The sequence below is a fragment of the Nonomuraea sp. B12E4 genome (assembly GCF_039871825.1).
Lineage (GTDB): Bacteria > Actinomycetota > Actinomycetes > Streptosporangiales > Streptosporangiaceae > Nonomuraea.
Genome location: NZ_JBDPME010000012.1, coordinates 209,008 through 228,845 on the forward strand (window position 1 = coordinate 209,008; position 19,838 = coordinate 228,845).

General features: G+C 69.0%; 18 protein-coding genes and 1 pseudogene. 9 read left to right on the forward strand and 10 right to left on the reverse strand.

Annotated elements, in window-relative coordinates:
• Nucleotides 1-159: 159 nt before the first annotated feature.
• On the forward strand, nt 160-3,240 hold the full coding sequence (locus tag ABGB18_RS26795; RefSeq protein ID WP_347698351.1) for a DUF3427 domain-containing protein: 3,081 nt from the start codon (nt 160-162) through the stop codon (nt 3,238-3,240).
• An 838-nt stretch (nt 3,241-4,078) separates the two neighbouring features.
• Nucleotides 4,079-4,207: pseudogene (locus ABGB18_RS26800) on the forward strand (transposase); the annotation flags it as partial.
• Between the two features lie 690 nt (nt 4,208-4,897).
• On the opposite strand, the gene ABGB18_RS26805 reads toward ABGB18_RS26800, so the two are convergent.
• The gene (locus ABGB18_RS26805) at nt 4,898-5,371 is read right to left on the reverse strand and encodes an ATP-binding protein (RefSeq protein ID WP_347698352.1); all 474 of its coding nucleotides are present in this window, start codon (nt 5,369-5,371) and stop codon (nt 4,898-4,900) included.
• A complete protein-coding gene (locus ABGB18_RS26810) occupies nt 5,368-5,628 on the reverse strand; it encodes a hypothetical protein (protein WP_347698353.1) in 261 nt (86 codons plus the stop codon). The genes ABGB18_RS26805 and ABGB18_RS26810 overlap by 4 nt, the downstream gene beginning before the upstream one ends.
• Before the next feature lie 189 nt (nt 5,629-5,817).
• On the opposite strand from ABGB18_RS26810, the gene ABGB18_RS26815 reads away from it, so the two are divergent.
• Together ABGB18_RS26815 and ABGB18_RS26820 are read left to right on the forward strand one after the other, a co-directional pair.
• A complete protein-coding gene (locus ABGB18_RS26815) occupies nt 5,818-6,636 on the forward strand; it encodes a helix-turn-helix transcriptional regulator (protein WP_347698354.1) in 819 nt (272 codons plus the stop codon).
• Complete coding sequence (locus ABGB18_RS26820) at nt 6,633-6,854, forward strand: DUF397 domain-containing protein (protein WP_347698355.1); 222 nt, start codon at nt 6,633-6,635, stop codon at nt 6,852-6,854. Before ABGB18_RS26815 ends, ABGB18_RS26820 begins: the two co-directional genes overlap by 4 nt.
• A gap of 16 nt (nt 6,855-6,870) precedes the next feature.
• On the opposite strand, the gene ABGB18_RS26825 is transcribed toward ABGB18_RS26820, so the two are convergent.
• The 4 genes from ABGB18_RS26825 to ABGB18_RS26840 form a co-directional block, all read right to left on the reverse strand.
• Nucleotides 6,871-7,029: a DUF6203 family protein gene (locus tag ABGB18_RS26825; protein WP_347698356.1), complete on the reverse strand. Its 159-nt coding sequence runs from the start codon at nt 7,027-7,029 to the stop codon at nt 6,871-6,873.
• A gap of 418 nt (nt 7,030-7,447) precedes the next feature.
• Complete coding sequence (locus ABGB18_RS26830; RefSeq protein WP_347698357.1) at nt 7,448-7,717, reverse strand: hypothetical protein; 270 nt, start codon at nt 7,715-7,717, stop codon at nt 7,448-7,450.
• 17 nt (nt 7,718-7,734) lie between these two features.
• Nucleotides 7,735-9,711: a PASTA domain-containing protein gene (locus tag ABGB18_RS26835; RefSeq protein WP_347698358.1), complete on the reverse strand. Its 1,977-nt coding sequence runs from the start codon at nt 9,709-9,711 to the stop codon at nt 7,735-7,737.
• A gap of 110 nt (nt 9,712-9,821) precedes the next feature.
• A complete protein-coding gene (locus ABGB18_RS26840; RefSeq protein ID WP_347698359.1) occupies nt 9,822-11,375 on the reverse strand; it encodes a serine/threonine-protein kinase in 1,554 nt (517 codons plus the stop codon).
• A 215-nt stretch (nt 11,376-11,590) separates the two neighbouring features.
• Between ABGB18_RS26840 and ABGB18_RS26845 the strand changes: the two genes are divergently transcribed.
• The 4 genes from ABGB18_RS26845 (at nt 11,591) to ABGB18_RS26860 (ending at nt 15,034) form a co-directional block, all read left to right on the forward strand.
• Nucleotides 11,591-12,838, forward strand: a complete 1,248-nt coding sequence (locus ABGB18_RS26845; protein WP_347698360.1) for an LLM class flavin-dependent oxidoreductase — start codon at nt 11,591-11,593, stop codon at nt 12,836-12,838.
• A complete protein-coding gene (locus tag ABGB18_RS26850; RefSeq protein ID WP_347698361.1) occupies nt 12,835-13,704 on the forward strand; it encodes a TIGR03619 family F420-dependent LLM class oxidoreductase in 870 nt (289 codons plus the stop codon). The genes ABGB18_RS26845 and ABGB18_RS26850 overlap by 4 nt, the downstream gene beginning before the upstream one ends.
• A gap of 146 nt (nt 13,705-13,850) precedes the next feature.
• The gene (locus tag ABGB18_RS26855) at nt 13,851-14,660 is read left to right on the forward strand and encodes a HipA family kinase (protein ID WP_347698362.1); all 810 of its coding nucleotides are present in this window, start codon (nt 13,851-13,853) and stop codon (nt 14,658-14,660) included.
• Nucleotides 14,657-15,034: a DUF3037 domain-containing protein gene (locus ABGB18_RS26860; protein WP_347698363.1), complete on the forward strand. Its 378-nt coding sequence runs from the start codon at nt 14,657-14,659 to the stop codon at nt 15,032-15,034. The genes ABGB18_RS26855 and ABGB18_RS26860 overlap by 4 nt, the downstream gene beginning before the upstream one ends.
• On the opposite strand, the gene ABGB18_RS26865 is transcribed toward ABGB18_RS26860, so the two are convergent.
• From ABGB18_RS26865 to ABGB18_RS26875, 3 genes are all read right to left on the reverse strand, one after another.
• On the reverse strand, nt 15,031-16,056 hold the full coding sequence (locus ABGB18_RS26865) for a DUF418 domain-containing protein (protein WP_347698364.1): 1,026 nt from the start codon (nt 16,054-16,056) through the stop codon (nt 15,031-15,033). The genes ABGB18_RS26860 and ABGB18_RS26865 overlap by 4 nt on opposite strands.
• Nucleotides 16,057-16,145: 89 nt before the next feature.
• The gene (locus tag ABGB18_RS26870; RefSeq protein ID WP_347698398.1) at nt 16,146-16,988 is read right to left on the reverse strand and encodes a GNAT family N-acetyltransferase; all 843 of its coding nucleotides are present in this window, start codon (nt 16,986-16,988) and stop codon (nt 16,146-16,148) included.
• Between the two features lie 72 nt (nt 16,989-17,060).
• Entirely contained in the window at nt 17,061-18,650 is a 1,590-nt protein-coding gene (locus ABGB18_RS26875; RefSeq protein ID WP_347698365.1) for an alpha/beta hydrolase, read from the reverse strand.
• A gap of 204 nt (nt 18,651-18,854) precedes the next feature.
• Here ABGB18_RS26875 and ABGB18_RS26880 point away from each other — a divergent pair, with 204 nt between their 5' ends.
• Nucleotides 18,855-19,202 (forward strand): hypothetical protein, encoded by a 348-nt coding sequence (locus ABGB18_RS26880; RefSeq protein WP_347698366.1) that lies wholly within the window; start codon nt 18,855-18,857, stop codon nt 19,200-19,202.
• On the opposite strand, the gene ABGB18_RS26885 is transcribed toward ABGB18_RS26880, so the two are convergent.
• Nucleotides 19,175-19,762, reverse strand: coding sequence for a GNAT family N-acetyltransferase (locus tag ABGB18_RS26885; protein ID WP_347698367.1), 588 nt, complete (start codon nt 19,760-19,762; stop codon nt 19,175-19,177). The genes ABGB18_RS26880 and ABGB18_RS26885 overlap by 28 nt on opposite strands.
• Nucleotides 19,763-19,838: the final 76 nt, after the last annotated feature.

Consider the following 19,838-nt stretch of genomic DNA (forward strand, 5'->3'; position numbering starts at 1 on the left):
CAAACTCCGAAATCAGATCTTGAGTCGCCTGAGGCACGTACACCGATATAGAGCATCGCCAGCGGCCCGCCATCGCGGACGAGGACGTATGGAAATCCCTTGCCGCCCTGGGCGGCATCAGCTAGATATGTGATCTTCCTATGTCTCTGAGGGCATGACATGACCAACGCTCCAATCCCGGGTCTCTACGACTCCCTACTTACCGGCACGCTCGACGCGAAGATCAACGCTTGGCAGCAAGCCGGCCATCTGGTCGAGGTGTCGAAGATCGACGTCGAGGAGGTTGCTCATCTGCTGGGCCGTTTCATCGGCGAAACGGCAGCGCGGGCCTTCGCTGAGCTAAAGGGACACCCTGACCGGCAGGTAGCACTGGCCAACCGGTTGCTGGCGCAGCTCACCGAGCCGGAGGCGATCGCGGAGGGGCCGAATCAGCTCCTGTCGATTGTGAAGGACGTTCCGGGGGCGGCTGCTCCGCGTCGGCCAATGACTTCGCTGTCGGAAGCGGCTCTGCTAACCAACGCCCGTGAGGACCCGAACCTGGCGCACGAACTAGCGGCCGAGCTGGCGAGTGCCGACCGCGTGGATTTGCTGTGCGCGTTCGTGAAGTGGTCGGGACTACGCATTCTGGAGAAGCCGCTGGCCGAGCTGCGGCGTCGGGATGTGCCGCTGCGGGTAATCACGACGACCTACATGGGGGCGACCGAACGGCGGGCGCTGGACCGCCTGGTCAACGATTTCGGTGCCGAGGTGAAGATCAGTTATGAACGCAACTCCACCCGACTGCACGCCAAGGCATGGTTGCTGCGCCGCCACACTGGCTTCGACACCGCCTATGTCGGCAGCTCCAACCTTTCCCGCGCCGCGCTGCTGGACGGGCTGGAGTGGAACGTTCGACTGTCGTCGGTGACCACTGCTCGGCTGCTGGACAAGTTCGAGGCGACCTTCGACTCCTACTGGAACCGGTCCCAGTTCGAGCCGTACGACCCGGCGACCGATGCCGATCGCCTGGATGAGGCGCTGGCCCGTTCCCAGGCGGGCAAGCAGTTGTTCGACATCCCCGAACTGGTGCCGCATCCCTTCGACCACCAGCGCGAGATGCTGGCCGACCTCGACCGGGAGCGCACCATCCATGACCGGCATCGCAACCTGCTGGTTGCCGCGACCGGCACGGGCAAGACCGTGGTAGCCGCGTTCGACTACCGCAACCTGCAGCAGCGGCTGGGCCGGCAGCCGTCGTTGCTCTTCGTGGCGCATCGGCGGGAGATCCTGGCTCAGGCGATGCGCACGTATCGGCAGGTGCTGGCCGTACCGGACTTCGGTGAGCTGCATGTGGGGGAGGAGAAGTCGCGGCACTGGCGGCATGTGTTCGCCAGCGTGCAGTCGCTGACCCGCCGGATCTCGGAGTTCGAGCCTGGGCACTTCGATGTCGTGGTGATTGATGAGTTCCACCACGCCGCCGCGCCGACCTATCGGCAGATCATCAACCATCTCGAACCGAAAGAGCTGCTCGGCCTGACCGCGACACCGGAGCGGTCGGACGGCACGTTGGTGCAGAATGAGTTTTTCGACCGGCGCATCGCCTCCGAGCTGCGGCTGTGGGATGCGCTGGATGCAGATCTGCTATGTCCGTTCCACTACTTTGGGATCAACGACGGGACCGACCTGTCCGGGGTGAAGTGGACGCGCGGCTCCTACGACGTCTCCGCTCTCGACAACATCTTCACCGGCGACGATGCCCGTGCCCGGCTGGTGTTCAACGCGGTGCGCGACAAGGTGAGCAACCTTGAGACCGTACGCGGGCTGGGCTTTTGTGTTTCGGTACGGCATGCGCACTACATGGCCGAGTTCTTCACTCAGCACGGGTTGTCGTCACTGGCGGTGGATGGATCGACGGAGGACGGCACTCGGAAGGCGGCACTTCGAGCGCTCGCGGACGGGGAGATCAGGTTCCTGTTCGCGGTGGACCTGTTCAATGAGGGTCTGGACGTGCCTGACGTCGACACCCTGCTCATGTTGCGGCCCACCGAGAGCGCCACGATCTTCCTGCAGCAGCTTGGGCGCGGGCTCCGCCGTACGCCGGACAAGGACGTGCTGACCGTGCTCGACTTTGTTGGGCAGCACCGTAAGGAGTACCGGTTCGCCAACCGGTTCCAGGCGCTGACCGGGTTCTCCAGAGGGCGGCTGGACAAGCAGGCCAAGGACGACTTCCCACTGCTCCCATCGGGGAGCCAGATCGTGCTGGATCGGGTGACCAAGGAGCGACTGCTCGCCGATCTCAAGGTTCAGCTCGGGGCGACGATCAACACACTGTCGAAGGAAATCCGCTCTCTGGCGGAGCTGTCGCTCATCAGATATCTGGAAGAAAGCGGACGCGACATCAGCGACCTGTACCGCAATCGTCGCTATTGGACCTCGCTGCTGCGCCGTACCGGACTGTTGCCCGGGCAAGGCTCGGAGCTGGAAGAGGCACTGGGGCGACGCGTCCGCGCGTTGCTGCACGTGGACGACCGGACCCGCGGCGAAGCCTACGTCCGGCTGCTGCAGCCGGCTGGCCCCCGCTATGCTTCGCTGTCCCCAGCGGATCAGGCCTTCGCTCGGATGTTGTTCTTCTCGTTCTGGCGTGATGGGGGTGGGTTCGCCTCTTATGACGAGGCGCTGGACCAACTGCGCGGCCAGACGGCGCTGTGCGATGAGATCAAGCAGCTGCTCGCCCATGGCATCGACCGGCCGCGGTATGTGCCCAAGCCGGTGGAGCTGGATGGCGTGCCACTGGCGGTCAACGCCCGTTACTCCACGGACGAGGTACTCGCCGCGATCGGCTGGGCCTCGCTGGGTGGCCTGGTGCCCTCCACCATGCAGGCAGGGGTTGCCTGGAGCCCCGCGGCCCAGTGCGACGCCCTTTTGGTCACCTTGCAGAAGAACGAGAAGGAATTCTCACCCCAGACGATGTACCGCGACTACGCCCTGACCTCGCGCCTGTTCCACTGGGAATCCCAGAACCGGACCAGCGCTACCTCGGCCACTGGTCGCCGCTACCAGAATCATATGGCGGAAGGCAGCCACGTGCTGCTGTTCACCCGCGAGCGCAAGGAGAACGAGCTCGGCCACCCCGAGGCCTTCGTCTTCCACGGCATGGTCTGCTACGTCCAGCACCGCGGCGAGCGGCCGATGGGCATCACCTGGCGGCTCGATGAGGAAATGCCTGCAGACTTGTTCCGCCGCGCAGCGATTGCCGGATAAGGATAGGCGGTGCTTCGGCGATCTTGCGGGGCATCTCGGCCAGGGTGCGGCTGGGCTGGGCCTGGTGGGTTTCATCCCCAGGCGGGCCCGCTCAGAGATGCGGGCTGAGACGCTTGGCGATCCCGTCGGTGGTCGAGACGAGGGACCTCACCCGACCGCGTGCCGCCATCGGGCAGAGTGCCGGCGACATGGAAGTGAACATGAGGGACGGTCTGGTGCGCGGGCACCCCGTTGTTCTGCCAGACGGCGATGCCGCCGGGGTCGTAGGCGGCTGCGATGGGCCCGGGCCGCCCGCCGCACGGCGTTCATCAGTCGGTGCTCCTCCGCCGGGGCCACGTCCATGACCGTCGGGCGGTGAGCGACCGGGATCACCAGCACGTGCCCCTGCCCACGCTGCTCACGGGTGACCAGGGTGGCGACCTGCTCCCCCTGCTCCAGGACGGTGACAGGGTGCAGGCCGGCGAGGCAGTCGCAAAAGGGGCACCGATCCGCAGGTGGCATGGATAACGCCATCAGGAATGCCTGCCCTCACGCGGACGCCTGGTTCTCTGCGGTGAATACCGCGCTCAAGCAAGAACCCTGACATGAACCGGTTCTGCTTGCTGTGGCTCTACCAAAATTTCCGGCGCCGTACGCCGCGATCGGCTGGTCCGAATCGGTAGGCCGAGCCATCTCCGTCAAGGTACGCGGCCACACGTGCAAGTGCCTGCCGACGTCGTACGAGCTGTGCGCCGCGACGGGCCTCGGACACATCCGCCGGACCCAGAGGACGTCCGCAGGCGACCGGGTAAGCGAGAGCCCTTGGCTTCGTACCGACGCGGTGATCAAGCTCTGGAGGGACGTCGTCCAGGTCTTCCCCAACCCCGCCGCCCTGCAACGCCTGGCCACCGCCGTCCTGGCCGAACTCCACGACGAATGGCAAGTCACCGACCGCCGCTACCTCTCCGAAACCTCCATGGCAGAACTCCGCGTCAACGCCCTCGACCCCGGCCCCGGCGAGCTCAGCCCCACCACCAGGACCTCACGACTCGAGCACGTAATTACACCACTCGGCGGGACGCCATCCTGCGGGGGGCGGGGGGCGGCGGGGGGCGGGCGCAGCGTTGGGAGCAGGGCGAGGGGGCCGACGACGCGACGGCGGGAGCAATCGACAGTCTGGAGAAGGCCCTGCATGCCCTTGCCGCTGCTTACGCGGAACCGGTACCGGCCGCCGAGGCTTACGCCGACGAGCCTTTGTTCTGAAGCCGCCCATCACCGTGCGGACGGTTAGCTCCAGCCGGGAACTGGCGATTCATAACGGGCCATCATCCGACGTCAGGCAACGTTTATCCGGACGTAAGCGAGCAAAACAGCGTGATCCGCCGCTACATCATCTGTCGCCTCGCCCCGCCACCGTTGCGTTTCCTCCACCGTCCAGCTCCCACCTGGCCGCTGTACATGGCGCCGGATGAACTGCATCTCTCTGGCCTGCCGCAACTCGTAGGAGACCCGCAGGCAAGAACAAGTCCGCCTCAGGACGTACCCGCCACCTCACGTCGATCCGGAAGGCTCCATTCCAAACTGCTCACGAGCGATGTCGGCGGACTCGGGCGAGGCTCGGCGCAGATGGGCGGTCTGTCCATCCGACTCATCCGAACGGCGCGGCCGTACGAGGTCATCACATCTCCACCACGCTGGCTGTCTCGCTGGGCATGTCGCCCGCCGCCTCGTCCTGAGGGTCTTCTGGTACGGCGGTAACCACCTCTGCCCAGACCACCGTTCCGCCGACCGGCCCTTGGCGTACTCCCCACCGCACCGACATCGCCTCGACCAGTCTTAGACCCCGCCCATCGCAGTCGCTATCACGAGCCTCGCGGGGACGCGGCACGGAACACGAGCCCTCGTCGGTCACCTCGATGCGCGCCAGCGTGTCACCGATCGCCGACACCTCCACGATCACGCACCCGCCCGACCGCCCCGACCGCGTATGCGTCACCGCGTTACTGGCCAGTTCGCTGACCACCAGCCGTACATCGTCTACGTACCGATGCCCCGCGGTCGCCAGGATCCGCCCGACGCAGTGCCGCAGCAGCGGAACCGAAGCCTCTACCCCGGGCACCAGCAGTTCAGCCAGAAGCCGCCGCCCGCTCACGACGACACCTTCCGGAGCAGTAGTTGAGCCACGCCCTCGTCAACCGCATCGACCCGGCACCAGGGCCAGCCGTCCCAGGTGTAGAGCCATTGCCCTCCCAGCAGCGCGGTACGAACCGATGCCTGCTCGGACGGACCCCCTACCACCAGCCTGGCGAATCCCAGGTCCCACATGACCGGCTCGCCCTGGCGCACCAGGGCTCTTTCCAGTCGCGACAAGTGAGCGAGTCGTTGCAGATCGTGGTCGTGGAACGGCATGGCTGCTCCTATCCCCTTGATCGGGATTGTTGCACTGAGATAGCCGCCTGATCGGGAAGGACTAGGCGGGTTGCTGATGCAAGGATGCACATGCCACAGGCGAATATGCAACTGTTGCATCTACACTCGTTATAGATTTTCGGTACGCTTGCCCGCATGCCTCCACGGCCACAAACACCAACGGTCCGCATGCGACGGCTCGCAAGGGAACTGCGTCAGCTTCGGGAAAACGTCGGCCTGTCTCGGGAAGAAGTCGGCGAGATGACCGAGATGAACCGGGCTACGCTCTACAGGATCGAAACGGCTCAGGTTCGGCCCCAGGTCCGCACGCTCCGGGCGTTGATGAGTGTTTATCGGGTGGCTGAGGATCGCCAAGCCGAGCTTCTCGCGATGCTCAAGACGGCACATGAGCAAGGTTGGTGGCAAGCCGCTGCTGAACTGCCCGAACAGTACGCTACCTACATCGGATTCGAGGATGAGGCGCAACGCGTACTCAACTACGAATCGTTGTTCATGCCTGGCATGCTGCAAACGGAGGAGTATGCCCGCGCGGCCACGGTAGGGACCGGGCCCACCCTTCCCGAGAATGAGGTCGAACACCGGGTCGTCGCTCGTATGAGACGCCAGGCGCGACGGGACCCACCCTTGGCGATCTGGGCGATCATCGACGAGGGTGCACTACACAGGCAGGTTGGCGGTGTTGGCGTCATGCACGCACAGCTCCAACGCTTGCTTGACGTCAGCAAAGATCCCAACGTCACCTTGCAGGTTGTGCCCTTCTCGGCCGGCGCCCACCCGGGCATGCGTGGCTCCTTCGCCATCCTTCAGTTCCCGGAAGAACATCACCTCGACGTTGTCTACATCGAAACGAGCACCGGTGACCTGTTTCTGGAGAGCCCGGAGGATGTAGCACGATATAGCCTGGAATTCGAGCATCTTCGTGCGATGTCGCATAGTCCTGATGCAACACGTGATCTTATTGCCGAAGTGCTCTCGACTATGAGATGAGGTCCGACTTGGAGAGCAATGACGTTGATTTGTCACACGCGCAGTGGCGAACCAGCAGCCTGAGCGGAACAAATGGTCAGTGTGTTGCTGTGGCCTTCGTTGACGGCCATGTGGCAGTCCGACATTCCAAAGAACCGGACGGCCCAAAGATCATTTTCACCGAAGCTGAGTGGCTTGCCTTCACCGGAGGGGTTCGGCAAGGCGAATTTGACAGCTAGCCTTGATCTTTCGTGGTCAGCTGAGCGGTTCGGCCCCCGTTCGCTCGAACTGGTCGCGCTGGGCCCGCTGCCGCCTGCGTCGGCGGGTCAGGAACCAGCTGATCCCCAGCACGACCAGGCCGAGCGGGGTGCGGGCCAACCAGCGTGCCACCACGAGCTTGAGGAACTTGCCCATGGCGCCACCCCTGCCCGTGAGCACCCGGTGCACGCCCGAAGCCGGAGGTCAGTAGCCGATCTTGCCCACCCCCGCGCCCGCCTGCACAGTGGCCGGGTCGGTTGCCGGGTCCTCCAGTGTGTACGGGTAATAGGTGCGGGGCTCGACCACGGTCCCGGCCGTCTCCGGGGTGCCCGAGTTGACGTACAGGTACGTCGTTCCACCACGCGCCCCGGCGCGCTCTTGTCGTAGCCGACGTGGATCGGATGGGCGACGTTCTCGAAGTAGTTGCCCTCCACCAGCACCCCGGCGTTCTCCGTCGAGGCCACGCCGTAGAGCGAGTTGTTGCGGTAGTAGTTGTTGAACACGTGTACGGGCTCCGCGAACCGGACCCGGGGATGGCGCTGGTCGGTGCCGTCGAAGAAGTTGTGGTGGTAGGTCACCCGCAGTTTGCCGATGCCCGCCCGGTACGTCTCCGAGTGGCCGAGCAGCGCCGACTTGCTGTGGTGGTGGATCTGTTCCACGAGACGGTGACGTAGTCCGACTCCCGCTTGATGTCCAGCAGCCCGTCGTACCCGGTGGAGAGGCCGTTGTGGTCGATCCACACGTGGTGGGCCTTGTTGGTGACGCTGATCGAGTCGTCCTCGGCGTTCGTGAAGCGGATGTTGCGGATCATCACGTTGTTGCCGGGGCGGGTCGTGGAGCCCATCTACAGGCCGCCGGTGATCAACCGCGCGAGGCGCGGCCCGTTGGGGTGGGGGTGGGTGAGGGCTCGCCGGGGTCCGGGTCCGGCCGGCTCGGCAGGCCGTACACGATCGTGACGGCGGCGCCCGGCCTGGCGCACCCGCCCGGCTGCGGGTTCTGGCTGAGCACCGTACCCACCCGCGACTCGTCCTCCACGACCTGTCCCCTGGACCGGACCGTGAACCCCGCCCCGACCAGCGCCGACCGCCCGTCCTCCTGGGAGCGGCCGACCACCGACGGCACCGCGGCGCCGTAGCGCGCCACCGTGAGGGCCACCAGGGTGCCGCCCGCGACCCGGCTGCCCGCCTCGGGCCTGCTGGCGAGCACCTGCCCGGACGGACGGTCCGAGCAGGATCGGGTGACGGCCCCGACGGTGAGGCCCGCACCGGTCAGCGCGGCCTCGGCGGCCTGGCGCTGCATGCCCGTCACGGACGGTACGGCCAGCCCGGCCGACACTCCCAGCGCGACGGTGCTGCCCTTGTTCACGGCGGTGCCGGGGGCGGGCTTGCTGCTCAGCACCTGCCCGATCCGCTGCGGCGAGTCCACCTTGGTGACGGCCCCCAGCACCAGCCCGGCCCGCTTGACGGCCTTGGACGCCGCCGCCCGGTCCATCCCCACCAGCGCCGGGACGGCGACCGTGACCGGAGCCGGGCGCACCACCGGCGGAGCCGCGGTGGTGGGCGGGCGGGACGGCTCCGGCTCCTTGGTTCTGGTGGGTGGTGACGACTTCTCCGTCGGGGGCTCGGAGGTCACCGTCTCCGACTGGGTGGGCGACGCCGGTGGCCCGGCCGCCTGCGTGCCCCGGTCGTCCATCGCGGGCACGACCACGGCGAACAGCACGGCGGCCGTCACCACCAGCGCCACGCTGACCGCGAGCGCCGCCCTGGACCACCCGCCCCCGGATCGCTCCGGCGCCACGGGCCCGCCACCCGCGCCCCCGGACCATTCCGGCGCCACGGGCCCACTACCGACGCTCGCCGGTCCACCGGCCTGCTCGGGGGGCTCGTTCCCCGGTTCGGTCGTCGCGTCGGGCAGCTGATAGCCCCCGGAGGCGCCCGTGGCCTCCGCCTGGGCCAGGGGTGGTCGCGGTTCGGGCACCAGCGACGACGGGGCACGCAGGATGTGGGCCGGCGGCGAGCTCAGCACCTCGGGCGGCACGTCGGGCGCCTCTCCCAGCAGCTCGAACAGCAACTCCCTGCTGGTCGGCCGGTTGCGCGCGTCCTTGTCCAGGCAGGCGTCCACCAGCGTGCGCAGCCGCCCGTCCAGGAGGCCCAGTTCAGGCGGCGCGGTCAGGATGCGGTGCAGCACCGGCGCCACCGAGTCCTGCCCGAACGGCGCCGTGGCGTTGGCCGCGAAGCACATCGTGGCGCCCCACGAGAACACGTCCGCCGCCCCCGTGACGGCCAGCGCCGTGATCTGCTCGGGAGCCATGTACGCGGGCGTCCCCACCCCGCGCCCGCTCACCGTGGCCGCCGCGTCCAGCGCCCTGGCCAGGCCGAAGTCGATGACCCGGGGCCCGTCGGAGCCGAGCAGCACGTTCTGCGGTTTGAAGTCCCGGTGCACGATCCCCGCGCGGTGGATCGCGGTGAGCGCGGTCGCGGTGCTCACCGCCAGCCGCTCCAGCGCGCCGCCCCGCCGGGGCCCGGTGAGCGCGACCTCCCGCTGCAGTGAGGGCCCGTCCACGTATTCGCTCACGATGTACGGCCGGCCCTCGTCGAACCCGGCATCGATCACCTGGGCCGTACAGAACCTGGCCACATGCTTGGCCAGCTCGACTTCCCGTAAGAACGCCGCCTGCTCGTCCCCCACCGGGCCGTGCAGCAGCTTGACCGCGTACGCCTCGCCGTCCCTCGAACCGAGGAACACCGTGCCTTGACCACCCTCACCCAGCCGTCCGGAAAGCGCGTACTCCCCGAGTCGCCGCGGGTCCCCCGTCCTGAGCGGCTGTGCCGTTGGCACGGGGCGCCTCCCCTCGCCGCCACCCCATTCCTGCTCTCTACTGAATGCAACCGGTGGCGATCAGTCAACGGTGCGCAGGACAATCGCCGCCTGACCGTGACACAGCGCTGTCAGGAGATCCGGGCGACTGTGCCGGAATATGTCACTTTATCCTGGCCATTCCGGATTACTTGCAAGCTCATTCGTTCCGAGTCGTCCGTCGGGAACATCCGCAGCGTCCCCGGATGACACTCGTCACCGGTGACCTGGTGGAGCGTGAAGACCATGCCGCCGCCGGCCCGCCCGACCCGCCCCGAGCAGTGCAGGTCGGCGCCCCACCGCATGTCCCCGCCACCGGAGTGCAGCCGTAGTTCGACGGGGAAGACCCGGTTCGCGGTGAAATGCTCGGCCGACCCCGTCCACGTGCCCTCCAGCCCGGGGCTCTGGGCGCCGCGCAGCCAGAACACGAGTCCCGCCACCGCCATGGCCAGCCCGACCACCGCCACGACGACCTGCCAGACCCGCACCCGCCTGCGCGGGGCGGTGGGACGGACGACGGGAAAGCTCGTGGTGGGGTCGGGGTCCTCGATCGGCCCGGGCCCGCCCGTCCCCGGCCCGAGCTGCGCGATCAATGCACGACCGGTCGGCGGCCGCCGACGCACGGATGCCGAGCCGGACCTCAGCGCGGCAGGATCGACCGGAGCATCACCGACCACGGGCGAAGGGCCAGGATCGGCGAGCGAGCCGCCGGCCGCAGACGCGGCGCCGGAGCCGGCGAGCGAACCACCGGCCTCAGGCGTGGCGCCGGAGTCTGCGGGTGCGGATGCGGGTGGGGCGCCGACGGCGGCCAGGGCGCCGGACGACAGCAGGTCCCCACCCCTGACCGCGGTCAGCCCCAGCAGTTGCCCCAGCACCTCCTCCGCGTCCGGCCGCTCCCCCGGATCCGGCACCAGGCAGGACTCCACGATCTCGCGCAACCGCCCGCTCAACCCGTCCAGGTCCGGCTTCCCGTACAGGATCCGGGCCAGCACCTCCTGGTAGGTCCCGCCCGCGTACGCGTGCCGCCCGGTCGCCGTGTAGCCGACCGTCAGCGCCCACGCCCACATGTCGGCCGGGGGCCCGGCGGGCTCACCTTCGAGCCGCTCGGGCGCCATGTACGCCGGCGTCCCGACCGGGTTCATGCTGTTGGTGGCGGCGGCGTCCACCAGCCGGGACACCCCGAAGTCGATCACCCGCGGCCCGTCGAGCCCGAGCAGTACGTTGCCCGGCTTGAAGTCCCGGTGCACCACCCCGGCCCGGTGGATCGCCCCCAGCGCGGTGGCGGTGCCGATGGCCAGGCGGTCGAGCGAGCCGCCGGTCCGCGGCCCCTTGGTCTCGATGTGCTCGCGCAGCGAGAGCCCTTCGACGTACTCGCTGACCAGGTAGGGCCGGTCGCCGTCGAGGTCGGCGTCGAGCACCTGCGCGGTGCAGAACGCCGCCACCCGCCGCACCGCGTCGACCTCGACCAGGAACCTGCGCCGCACCTCCGGGTCCCCCGACAGCGCGGCGTGCAGCAGCTTGATCGCGACCGGTGCCCCCTGCGGCGAGTAGCCGAGATAGACGACGCCCTGGCCGCCCTGGCCGAGCCTGCGCGACAACCGGTACTCTCCCAGCACCCGGGGGTCATCGTGGGTTAGCTCGGACATATCCCACCATTATGCCGCGCCTCCCCTAAGGGCCGCGTATCGGTACAGGATCGGCAGCACCACCTCGCCCAGCCCGTTCGGCAGGCGCCCTGACGCCGCAGCCGCCGTGCCGAGGCGCAAACGGGGTGGCGTCCTCCGGCCGTTTAACCAAGCGATTGCTCGGTTAGGATCTCCAGAGTACCTTGCAGAAGACCATCCCGCGGAAAGAGGCTCCGGTGAAGTTCTCTATCTTCCTGAATCCCCAGATTCCAGGCTCTGGATACGCGGCCGAGGACAACGCCAGGGCCAGGCGCCCGATCGGGCGGGACACGGAGTCGTACCAGAGACTGCTGCACGAGGTGCGGGAGATAGCCGTGCACGCGGACCGGGTCGGGTTCGACGCGCTGATGATGACCGAGCACCACTTCCACTCGGAGGGCATGGAGTTCTCCGTCAACCCGCTGATGTTCCTGACCGACCTGGCCGCAAGGACCGAGCGCATCCTGCTCGCCCCGCTCGGGCTCGTGCTGCCCGCCTGGGACCCGATCAGGGCGGCCGAGGACGTGGCGCTGCTCGACCAGTTCTGCCGGGGACGGCTGCGGCTCGGCGTCGCCCGCGGCTACCAGAACCGCTGGATGAACGTCCTGGGCCAGCGCTGGCAGGCCGCCGCCGCGCGTTCTGACGGCTCTGCGACCGACACACGCAACTTCGACGTCTTCGGCGAAGTACTGAAGATCATGAAGATGGCGTGGACGCAGGAGACCGTCCGCTACAGGTCCGACGTGCTGGACTACCAGGTGCCCTACCCTTACGAGGGCATCGAGGGCTGGCCGGCGCAGGAATGGACCCGCACGTTCGGCGCGCCGGACGAGCTCTCCGAGGACGGGAAGGTACGGGCCGTCTCCGTCTGTCCCCGGCCGTATCAGGAGCCCCATCCCGAGCTGTGGCAGCCGTTCACGATCTCGGACCGGTCGGTCATCAGGGCCGCCCAGGAGAACATCCTGCCGTGGCTGTTCACCCCCGACCCCGACGACCACGCCGCCAAGGCCAAGCTGTACCAGGAGGAGTCCGCCAAGCACGGCCGGCACTACCGGCTGGGCGAGCACACCGGCATCCTCAAGATCGTCGGAATCGGGGAGACCACCGAGGAGGCCGTCAACACCTTCGGCCGCGGCATCCCCAAGGACTTCGCCGCCTTCTTCGGCCCGTTCGGCTACCTGGAGGTGCTGCGCAAGAAGGAGGACGACCGGCACCAGCCCATCTCCCCGGAGAAGGGCGACGCCAGGCGCATGCGGGACGTGGAGATGGCGCTGTTCGGCACCCCGGACGACGTCAAGCGCGGCATCCAGCGCATGCTGGACCGGATGCCGGACCTGGAGTGGTTCGGCCTCTACATGCAGGGGCAGCAGGGGGTCCTGCCGCTGGACACGGTCAAGCGCAACCTGGAGCTGTTCGCCACCAACGTCATCCCGGAGTTCCGATGAAGTTCTGGCTGGGGGCCTCGTTCGTCGACACCGGGCAGTTCGTGGAGCTGGCGCGGGCGGCCGAGCGGTGCGGGTTCGACACACTGACGCTGTCCGACCATCTCTTCTACACCGACTTCGCCTCGCCCTACCCCTACTCGCGGTCGGGGCGGCCGCGCTGGGACGCGCGTACGCACTGGCCGGACGTGTGGGTGACGATCGGGGCCATGGCGGCGGTGACGACGACGCTGCGCTTCTCCCCCAACGTCTACATCGCCCCCGCCCGCGACCTGTTCACCGTGGCCAAGCAGGTGTCCACGGCGGCGGTGCTGTCGCACGAGCGGGTGACGTTCGGGGTGGGGGTGGGGTGGTGCAAGGAGGAGTTCGACGGGACCGGGCAGGACTTCCACACGCGGGGGCGGCGGCTGGACGCCATGCTGCCGGTGCTGCGCGCGCTCTGGGCGGGCGAGACGGTCACCGTGGACGACCTGCCGCCGCTGTCGATCTCCCCGACCCCGGCCGGGCCCGTGCCCGTCTACGTGGGCGGTGACAGCGAGGCGGCGCTGCGCCGCGCCGCCCGGCTGGGCGACGGCTGGATCGGCAACCGCATCTACACCGAGGAGCAGCTCGACCCCGTGCTGGACACGCTGCGCCGCCACCTCGACGAGCACGGCAGGACCGGGCCGTTCGACATCATCGCGCCGCTGGCGGTGCTCCCGGCCGCCGGCACCTACCGCCGCTTCGCCGCCAAGGGCGTGACGGGAACGCTGGCCGCCCCGTGGTGGCTGGCCACCCCCGAGGAGAAGTCCCAGTACGGCGAGGGCACCCTGGAGCTCAAGCTCGCCACCATGGAACGCTTCGCCGAGGAGATCATCGCCAAGGGCTAGGAACCCCGCGCGAGGTTCTCCATGATCCGCCGTCAGGCGTCCCGAGAGCACCCTTTCGCCCCGTTCCAGCGCCCCGCGGCCGGCTGACGGGACCGCCGGACCACGCTCCGCACCAACCGGGTCACCGGGGGCGATAGCCTCGACTTGTGCTGGAAAGGATCGCGGCCACCCGATATGTGACCCCGCTTCGGGAGGGCGGTTCGTTGCCTGGCGTCGTCGAGGCCGATGACCTGGGCACATACGTGGTGAAGTTCCGGGAGGCGGGGCAGGGCAGGCGGGTGCTCGTCGCGGAGATCATCGCCGCCGAGCTGGGCCGACGGCTGGGGCTCAGGACGCCGGAGCTCAAGCTCATCGACCTCGACCCGCAACTCGGCGTGCGCGAGCCGGACGAGGAGGTCCAGGACCTGCTCAAGGCCAGCACCGGCCTCAACCTGGCGGTGGACTTCCTGCCGGGGGCGCTGGGGTTCGAGCCGCTGGCCTGGGTGGCGGATCCGGTGTTCGCCGCCAGGGTGGTGTGGTTCGACGGGCTGATCCACAACATCGACCGGAGCTGGCGCAACCCCAACCTGCTGATCTGGCATCGCGACACGTGGCTGATCGACCACGGGGCGGCGCTCTGGTTCCACCACAACTGGCGCACGGCCGACCCGCAGCGCCCGTTCGACGCCGCCGACCACGTGCTCGCCCCGTATGCCGCCGACGTGCCGGGCGCGGGCGCTCACCTGGCCGGGCAGATCACCCGGGAGCTGCTGGAGGCCGTGACGGCCCTGGTGCCCGACGAGTGGCTGGACGGCGAGCCCGGGTTCGATTCGGCCGGGCAGGTGCGCGCGGCCTACGTCGATCACCTGCTCCAGCGGGCGCACGGGCCGGGCGAGTGGCTGGTCCGTACGGAATCGAGAAAACGCGGGCCGGGCCCGGGCTCGGTCGGCGCGTTCTGGCGGGGAGGCGCCCGATGACCAGGGACGTCTACGAATACGCGGTGATCCGGGTCGTGCCGCGGGTGGAGCGGGGCGAGCAGATCAACGCGGGTGTGCTGCTCTACTGCCAGCCGCGCGACTACCTGTGCGCGCGGGTCGCGCTCGACCCGGTCCGGCTGCGCTGCCTGGACCCCGGCGCCGACGTGGAGGCCGTGCGCCGGGCACTCAGCGCCTATGAGCTGGCCTGCGGCGACGAGCCCGGCCCGCTGGCCGTGGAGTCGCTGGGCGGCAGGTTCCGCTGGCTGACGGCGCCGCGCAGCACGATCGTGCAGTCGGGCCCGGTGCACGCGGGCCTGACAGTGGACCCGGACACGGAGCTGGCCAGGCTCTTCGACAAGCTGGTCCGCGTCTAACGCTGGGAAACCAGCAGGGGCGGGCGGCGGGCCCAGGTGGCCCAGCGCCAGAGCCATTCGAGCGGCCCCTGCCGGTAGCGCCGCGACCACAGCGTGGACCACGCCCACTGGACGGCGAGGATGGCACCCGCGATCAGCACCACCGTCGCCGTGGACCACCGCTCCGGCGGGCCGTCCATGGCGCGGGCGACCGCCAGGACGAGCATCGTCGCGGTCAGGTAGTTGGTCAGCGCCATCCGGCCGAGCGGCGCGAAGACGGCCCGCAGCACCGGCCGCAGCGGGGTCCTGAGCAGGAACAGCAGGGCGCAGACGTACGCGCCGGCCAGCAGCAGCCCGGCCGCGGTCATCGCGACCGGGTCGCCCGTGTCGATCTGCGCCCGCACGAGGGGCGCCGCCCCCGCCGCGAAGGCCAGGCAGAGCCCGGCCGGCACCCAGGTGGAGCGCTCGATGCGGCCGATCACCCCGTACCTGGTCAGCGCCGAACCCAGCAGGAACAGCCCCGGGATCATCGCGTAGTACCCGCCGGAGATGACCAGCGCGGTGGCGAGGAGCGCGGCGGCGAGCCCCGCCACGGCCCAGCGCGGCAACCAGGACGTGGGGAGCAGCACCACCAGGCCGACGAGGGCGTAGACGGTCAGGATGTCGCCCCACCACAGCAGGAACATGTGCGCCAGCCCCAGCGCCAGCAGCGCCAGCAGCCTGCGCAGCAGGATCAGCCGCGGGCGGGGCACGCGCTGCCCGGCCGACTCCAGGAGCAGCGAGAACCCGACGCCGAACAGCAGCGAGAAGATCGGGTAGAAGCGCTGGTCGACGAGCAGGCCGAGCCAGTCGCCGCCCGTCCCCTTCTCCGGCACCACGGCCACGAGGGCGTCGCCGACGTGGGCGATCGGCCGGACGTTGGCCAGCAGGATCCCGCAGAGCGCGAACCCGCGCAGCACGTCGAGCGCCATGATGCGGGGCCGCGTACCGGCATCGGCCCGGGAGTCGGCGGGCGCCGCGACAGGTGAGTGTTCATGTGGCATGGGCCTCATGGTCACGGACCCGCCCGCGACCGCGGCACGGGTCGAAAGGACGGTTCGCGACAGCCCGTACGGTACTTTCGGCCGATTCTCTAGAACAGCACCGACATGAACGTGTCGATCTCGTGGAAGCCCACCTTGCGGTAGACGGCCCGCGCCGACTGGTTGAAGTCGTTGACGTAGAGCGACACCACGGGGGCGAAGCAGCCGAGCGCGGCCTCCACCACGGCGGCCATGCCCGCCACGGCATACCCTCTGCCCCGCAGCTCGGGGGCGACCCAGACGCCCTGGATCTGGCAGGCGTGCGGGGTGACGGCCCCGATCTCCGCCTTGAACACCACCCGCCCGTCGTCGATGCGAGCGTAGGACCGGCCGATCCTGATCAGCTCGGCCACCCTGGTCCGGTAGAGCGCGCCACCGTCACCGAGGTTGGGCGAGACCCCGACTTCCTCGGTGAACATGGCCACGCACGCCGGCAGCAGCACGTCGAACTCGTCCGGCCGCACCCGGCGGACGAGCGGGTCGGCCGGCACGGGCGGCTTGCGGGAGGTCGCCATGACCGGCTGGGCCCAGCGGATCGCGCGGGCCCGGCCCCAGTGCGGCTCCAGCCGCTCCCAGAGCAGCGAGACCGCGTCGACCTGCCCCACGATCGACGAGCAGCGCCGCCCCTGCTTGCGGGCACGGTCGGCGAAGGCGTGCACGGCCTCCGGACCGGCGCTGACCGGCACCATGTTGGCCCCGGCATAACAGAGCGACACGAGGCCACCACGCGGCCCGAACCCCCACATCTGCCCACCCAGCCGGGCCGGGTTGAGTCCGACGGCCCGCACCCGTGAGGAGACGAAGACGTTGGCGACCGGATCGGCGTCCAGCAGGGCGAGAACCTCGTCCCGGTCGCTGTCATCGAGCACGCGCGACGCCGATGTACGCAGCATCACATGGTCAGACTACGCGAAGGGTTACCGATTGGCTCATCCGGCGCTGCCCACAGTAACCCTTTCTTGACGTCACACTCCCGGCACAACCCCCAGAATCCCGAGCAGCCCCGGCAGCGGCAGCGACTGCCGCCCGGCCATGCGGGCGGCCGGCTGCGGCTCCGGCATCGCCGCGCAGGACACGCTCTGCCGCGGCAGCGACCCGTCCTTCAGGTACGCGCCCAGCCACCGGTCCACGCACTTGTTGCCCACCAGCGAAACGCCGTGGTTGCCACCCCGGTCCAGCACCATGCGCGCGCTCGGGAACAGCTTGAGCATCGACATCGCACCCCGGTACGGGGTCGCGGCGTCACCCCGGGACTGGATGATGAGGATCGGCGGCAGCTTCGAGGACCCCTTCACGTCGACCGACTGGCGGCCGTGAACCGGCCAGAAGGCACAGGGGGCATTGAACCAGGCGTTCGGCCAGGTCAGGAAGGGCGCCCGGGGGTGCAGGCGGGTCATGTCGGTCCGCCACCGCTCCCACCGGCGCGGCCACTGGGCGTCGCTGCACTGCACGCCCAGGTAGACGGCGTAGCCGTTCTCGTCCTCGGTGTCCTGCTTGCCGTGCTTCTCGTAGATCGCCCGCAGGCCGTGCACATCGCCCTCGCGTACGTACGAGGACCAGGCCTGGGCGAACTCGGGCCACACCCTGCTGCTGTAGCCGGCGATGGTGAAGGTGTCGTCCAGCTCGCTCGGGCCCACGATGCCGTCGGCAGGGTGGTTGCGCAGCCGGTTACGCATGGCGTAGTAGGCGAACCTCGTCTGCGAGGCCGTCGCGCCCAGCTTGTAGACGGAGTTGTGCCGGGCGGTCCAGGCGAGGAAGTCGCGGTGGCGGCGTTCGAAGGCCTGGTCCTGCCTGAGGTTGGACCTGTACCAGACGGCGGTCGGGTCCACGGTGCTGTCCATGACCAGCCGCTTGACCCTGCTCGGGAAGAGCGTGGCGTAGACGGCGCCGAGGTAGGTGCCGTACGAGTAGCCGAGGTAGCTGATCTTCTCCTCGCCCAGGGCGGCGCGGATGGACTCCATGTCCCTGGCGGAGTTCTCGGTGGTGAGATGCGGGAGCAGCCAGGCCCAGAAGTTGCCGCAGTTGTCGGCGTACTCCTGGGCCCTGGCCAGCAGCGCCCGCTCGTCCTGCGGCCCGCGCGGCACGGCGTCGGGCCGCGGGGCCTTGTAGTAGACGTCCGGATCCACGCAGTGCAGGGACGGCTCGCTCCCGCCGACCCCCCGCGGGTCGAACCCGACGACGTCGTATCGCTCGCCGAGCCCGTCCGGAAGCTGCGTGGACACGAACTCGGTGAGATCGCGCCCCGCCGCCCCCGGCCCGCCCGGGTTCACCAGCAGGGTGCCCAGATGGTTGGCGTCCCGGGGCACCTTCGCCCTGACCCGGTTGAGCGCCAGCTTGATCGACTGTCCCATGGGCTCGCGGTAGTCGAGCGGCACGCTGAGCGTCGCGCACTCGACGTTCGCCGACACCGCCTTCTCCGCCGCCCTGGGGCAGGCCCCCCAGACCGGCGGCGCCGGTGCCTTCCACGACTGAACCGCAACCGCGGTCCCGTCCGTACTCACCAATCCGGTCACGAGCACGACGATCCCGGCGACAACCCCAACGACCCGCTTCACCCGGCCCCCTCCATGTCATACGCCTTGCGATGCTCCCGCGATCACCAGGTCAGGGCGTCGGGTATGGAGAAAGGCTTGCCAATCTGTAATCGCCCCATTGCACAGTGTGATCGACGACCAGCGGATCGAAGGGCCGCGCCACTGGCTGGCAGCCGTGCCGCGCCCCTCCCGCCCCCGTCGCCGTGCCGCGCCTATCGTGGCACCGTGACCACTCCCCCAGGGCTCCACCAGGCCCTCACCGACCCGCCCCCGCCCCCACTCCCCCGCCGGGCAGAGGAGTTGCTGCGCGAGCTGGACGCCCCACCCCGGCTGGCGGCCCACCTGCGCGCCGTCCACGACGCGGCCCTCGACCTGCTCTCCTGGCTGGCCGACCACCACCCGGAGGTCGCGGTGGACCGGGAGGCGGTCCTGTTCGGCGCCGCCACCCACGACATCGGCAAGTGCCGGCAGGTCTTCATGGACCTGGACGACCTGCTCACCAAGATCGCCGCCACCGCCGACGCCCGCCTCGCCTTCCAGAACACCTACCCGGTCACGGGTTTCGTCGCCTGAGAAGAGATCCACTGCGCTCGGGTGATCGCATATTCGACCTCACCGAGATCACTCCCGGGGATGGGATCGTCCCAGTCCATATGGAACGTCCGGACATGCTGCATACCGATCGCGGCCATCGTGGCACGGGAGGCGGCGTTGACCGCCATGGTCTCGGCGAAGACGCGCGTCAGCCGAAGGTCTTCGAACCCGTGTCGGACAAGCTCCCGGGCTCCCTCACTCGCCAACCCCCGGCGCCAGTGGCGGCGCAGCAGCCGGTAACCGAGTTCGGCCTGCCCCTCGACCGGCCCCTGGTCGGCGCGCTCCGGCGGCTCCAGGATCCACCAGCCGACGAACTGCCCGTCCACGAAACCGGCCCAGAAGCCGAGCCCGGCAACCCGGCTCGCGACCGCGAGCCGCTGGCGGTGGAGGGCCTCGACCTCCTCACGAGTACGGGCACAGCCGTTCCCGAGATAACGCATGACCTCGGGGTCGGCGTCGAGCTCGATTTCGTGCTCAAGGTGTTCGTCGGACAGCGGGACAAGCTTGATGCGATCGCTTCGCAGTATGGCCTGAGACATAGGACGTATTGTCACGCCCGCCCCACCCGCCGGTCACCTGCATTTTCGCCAGGGAATCAACTGCCGCTGGCACCCT

What these genes read in the sequence shown, in the direction of transcription:
- ABGB18_RS26795 (WP_347698351.1), top strand. Translation starts at nt 160, where the DNA reads ATGACCAACGCTCCAATCCCGGGTCTCTACGACTCCCTACTTACCGGC.
- ABGB18_RS26810 (WP_347698353.1), bottom strand. Translation starts at nt 5,628, where the DNA reads ATGCCGTTCCACGACCACGATCTGCAACGACTCGCTCACTTGTCGCGA.
- ABGB18_RS26815 (WP_347698354.1), top strand. Translation starts at nt 5,818, where the DNA reads ATGCGACGGCTCGCAAGGGAACTGCGTCAGCTTCGGGAAAACGTCGGC.
- ABGB18_RS26820 (WP_347698355.1), top strand. Translation starts at nt 6,633, where the DNA reads ATGAGGTCCGACTTGGAGAGCAATGACGTTGATTTGTCACACGCGCAG.
- ABGB18_RS26825 (WP_347698356.1), bottom strand. Translation starts at nt 7,029, where the DNA reads ATGGGCAAGTTCCTCAAGCTCGTGGTGGCACGCTGGTTGGCCCGCACC.
- ABGB18_RS26830 (WP_347698357.1), bottom strand. Translation starts at nt 7,717, where the DNA reads ATGGGCTCCACGACCCGCCCCGGCAACAACGTGATGATCCGCAACATC.
- ABGB18_RS26840 (WP_347698359.1), bottom strand. Translation starts at nt 11,375, where the DNA reads ATGTCCGAGCTAACCCACGATGACCCCCGGGTGCTGGGAGAGTACCGG.
- ABGB18_RS26850 (WP_347698361.1), top strand. Translation starts at nt 12,835, where the DNA reads ATGAAGTTCTGGCTGGGGGCCTCGTTCGTCGACACCGGGCAGTTCGTG.
- ABGB18_RS26860 (WP_347698363.1), top strand. Translation starts at nt 14,657, where the DNA reads ATGACCAGGGACGTCTACGAATACGCGGTGATCCGGGTCGTGCCGCGG.
- ABGB18_RS26865 (WP_347698364.1), bottom strand. Translation starts at nt 16,056, where the DNA reads ATGCCACATGAACACTCACCTGTCGCGGCGCCCGCCGACTCCCGGGCC.
- ABGB18_RS26870 (WP_347698398.1), bottom strand. Translation starts at nt 16,988, where the DNA reads ATGCTGCGTACATCGGCGTCGCGCGTGCTCGATGACAGCGACCGGGAC.
- ABGB18_RS26885 (WP_347698367.1), bottom strand. Translation starts at nt 19,762, where the DNA reads ATGTCTCAGGCCATACTGCGAAGCGATCGCATCAAGCTTGTCCCGCTG.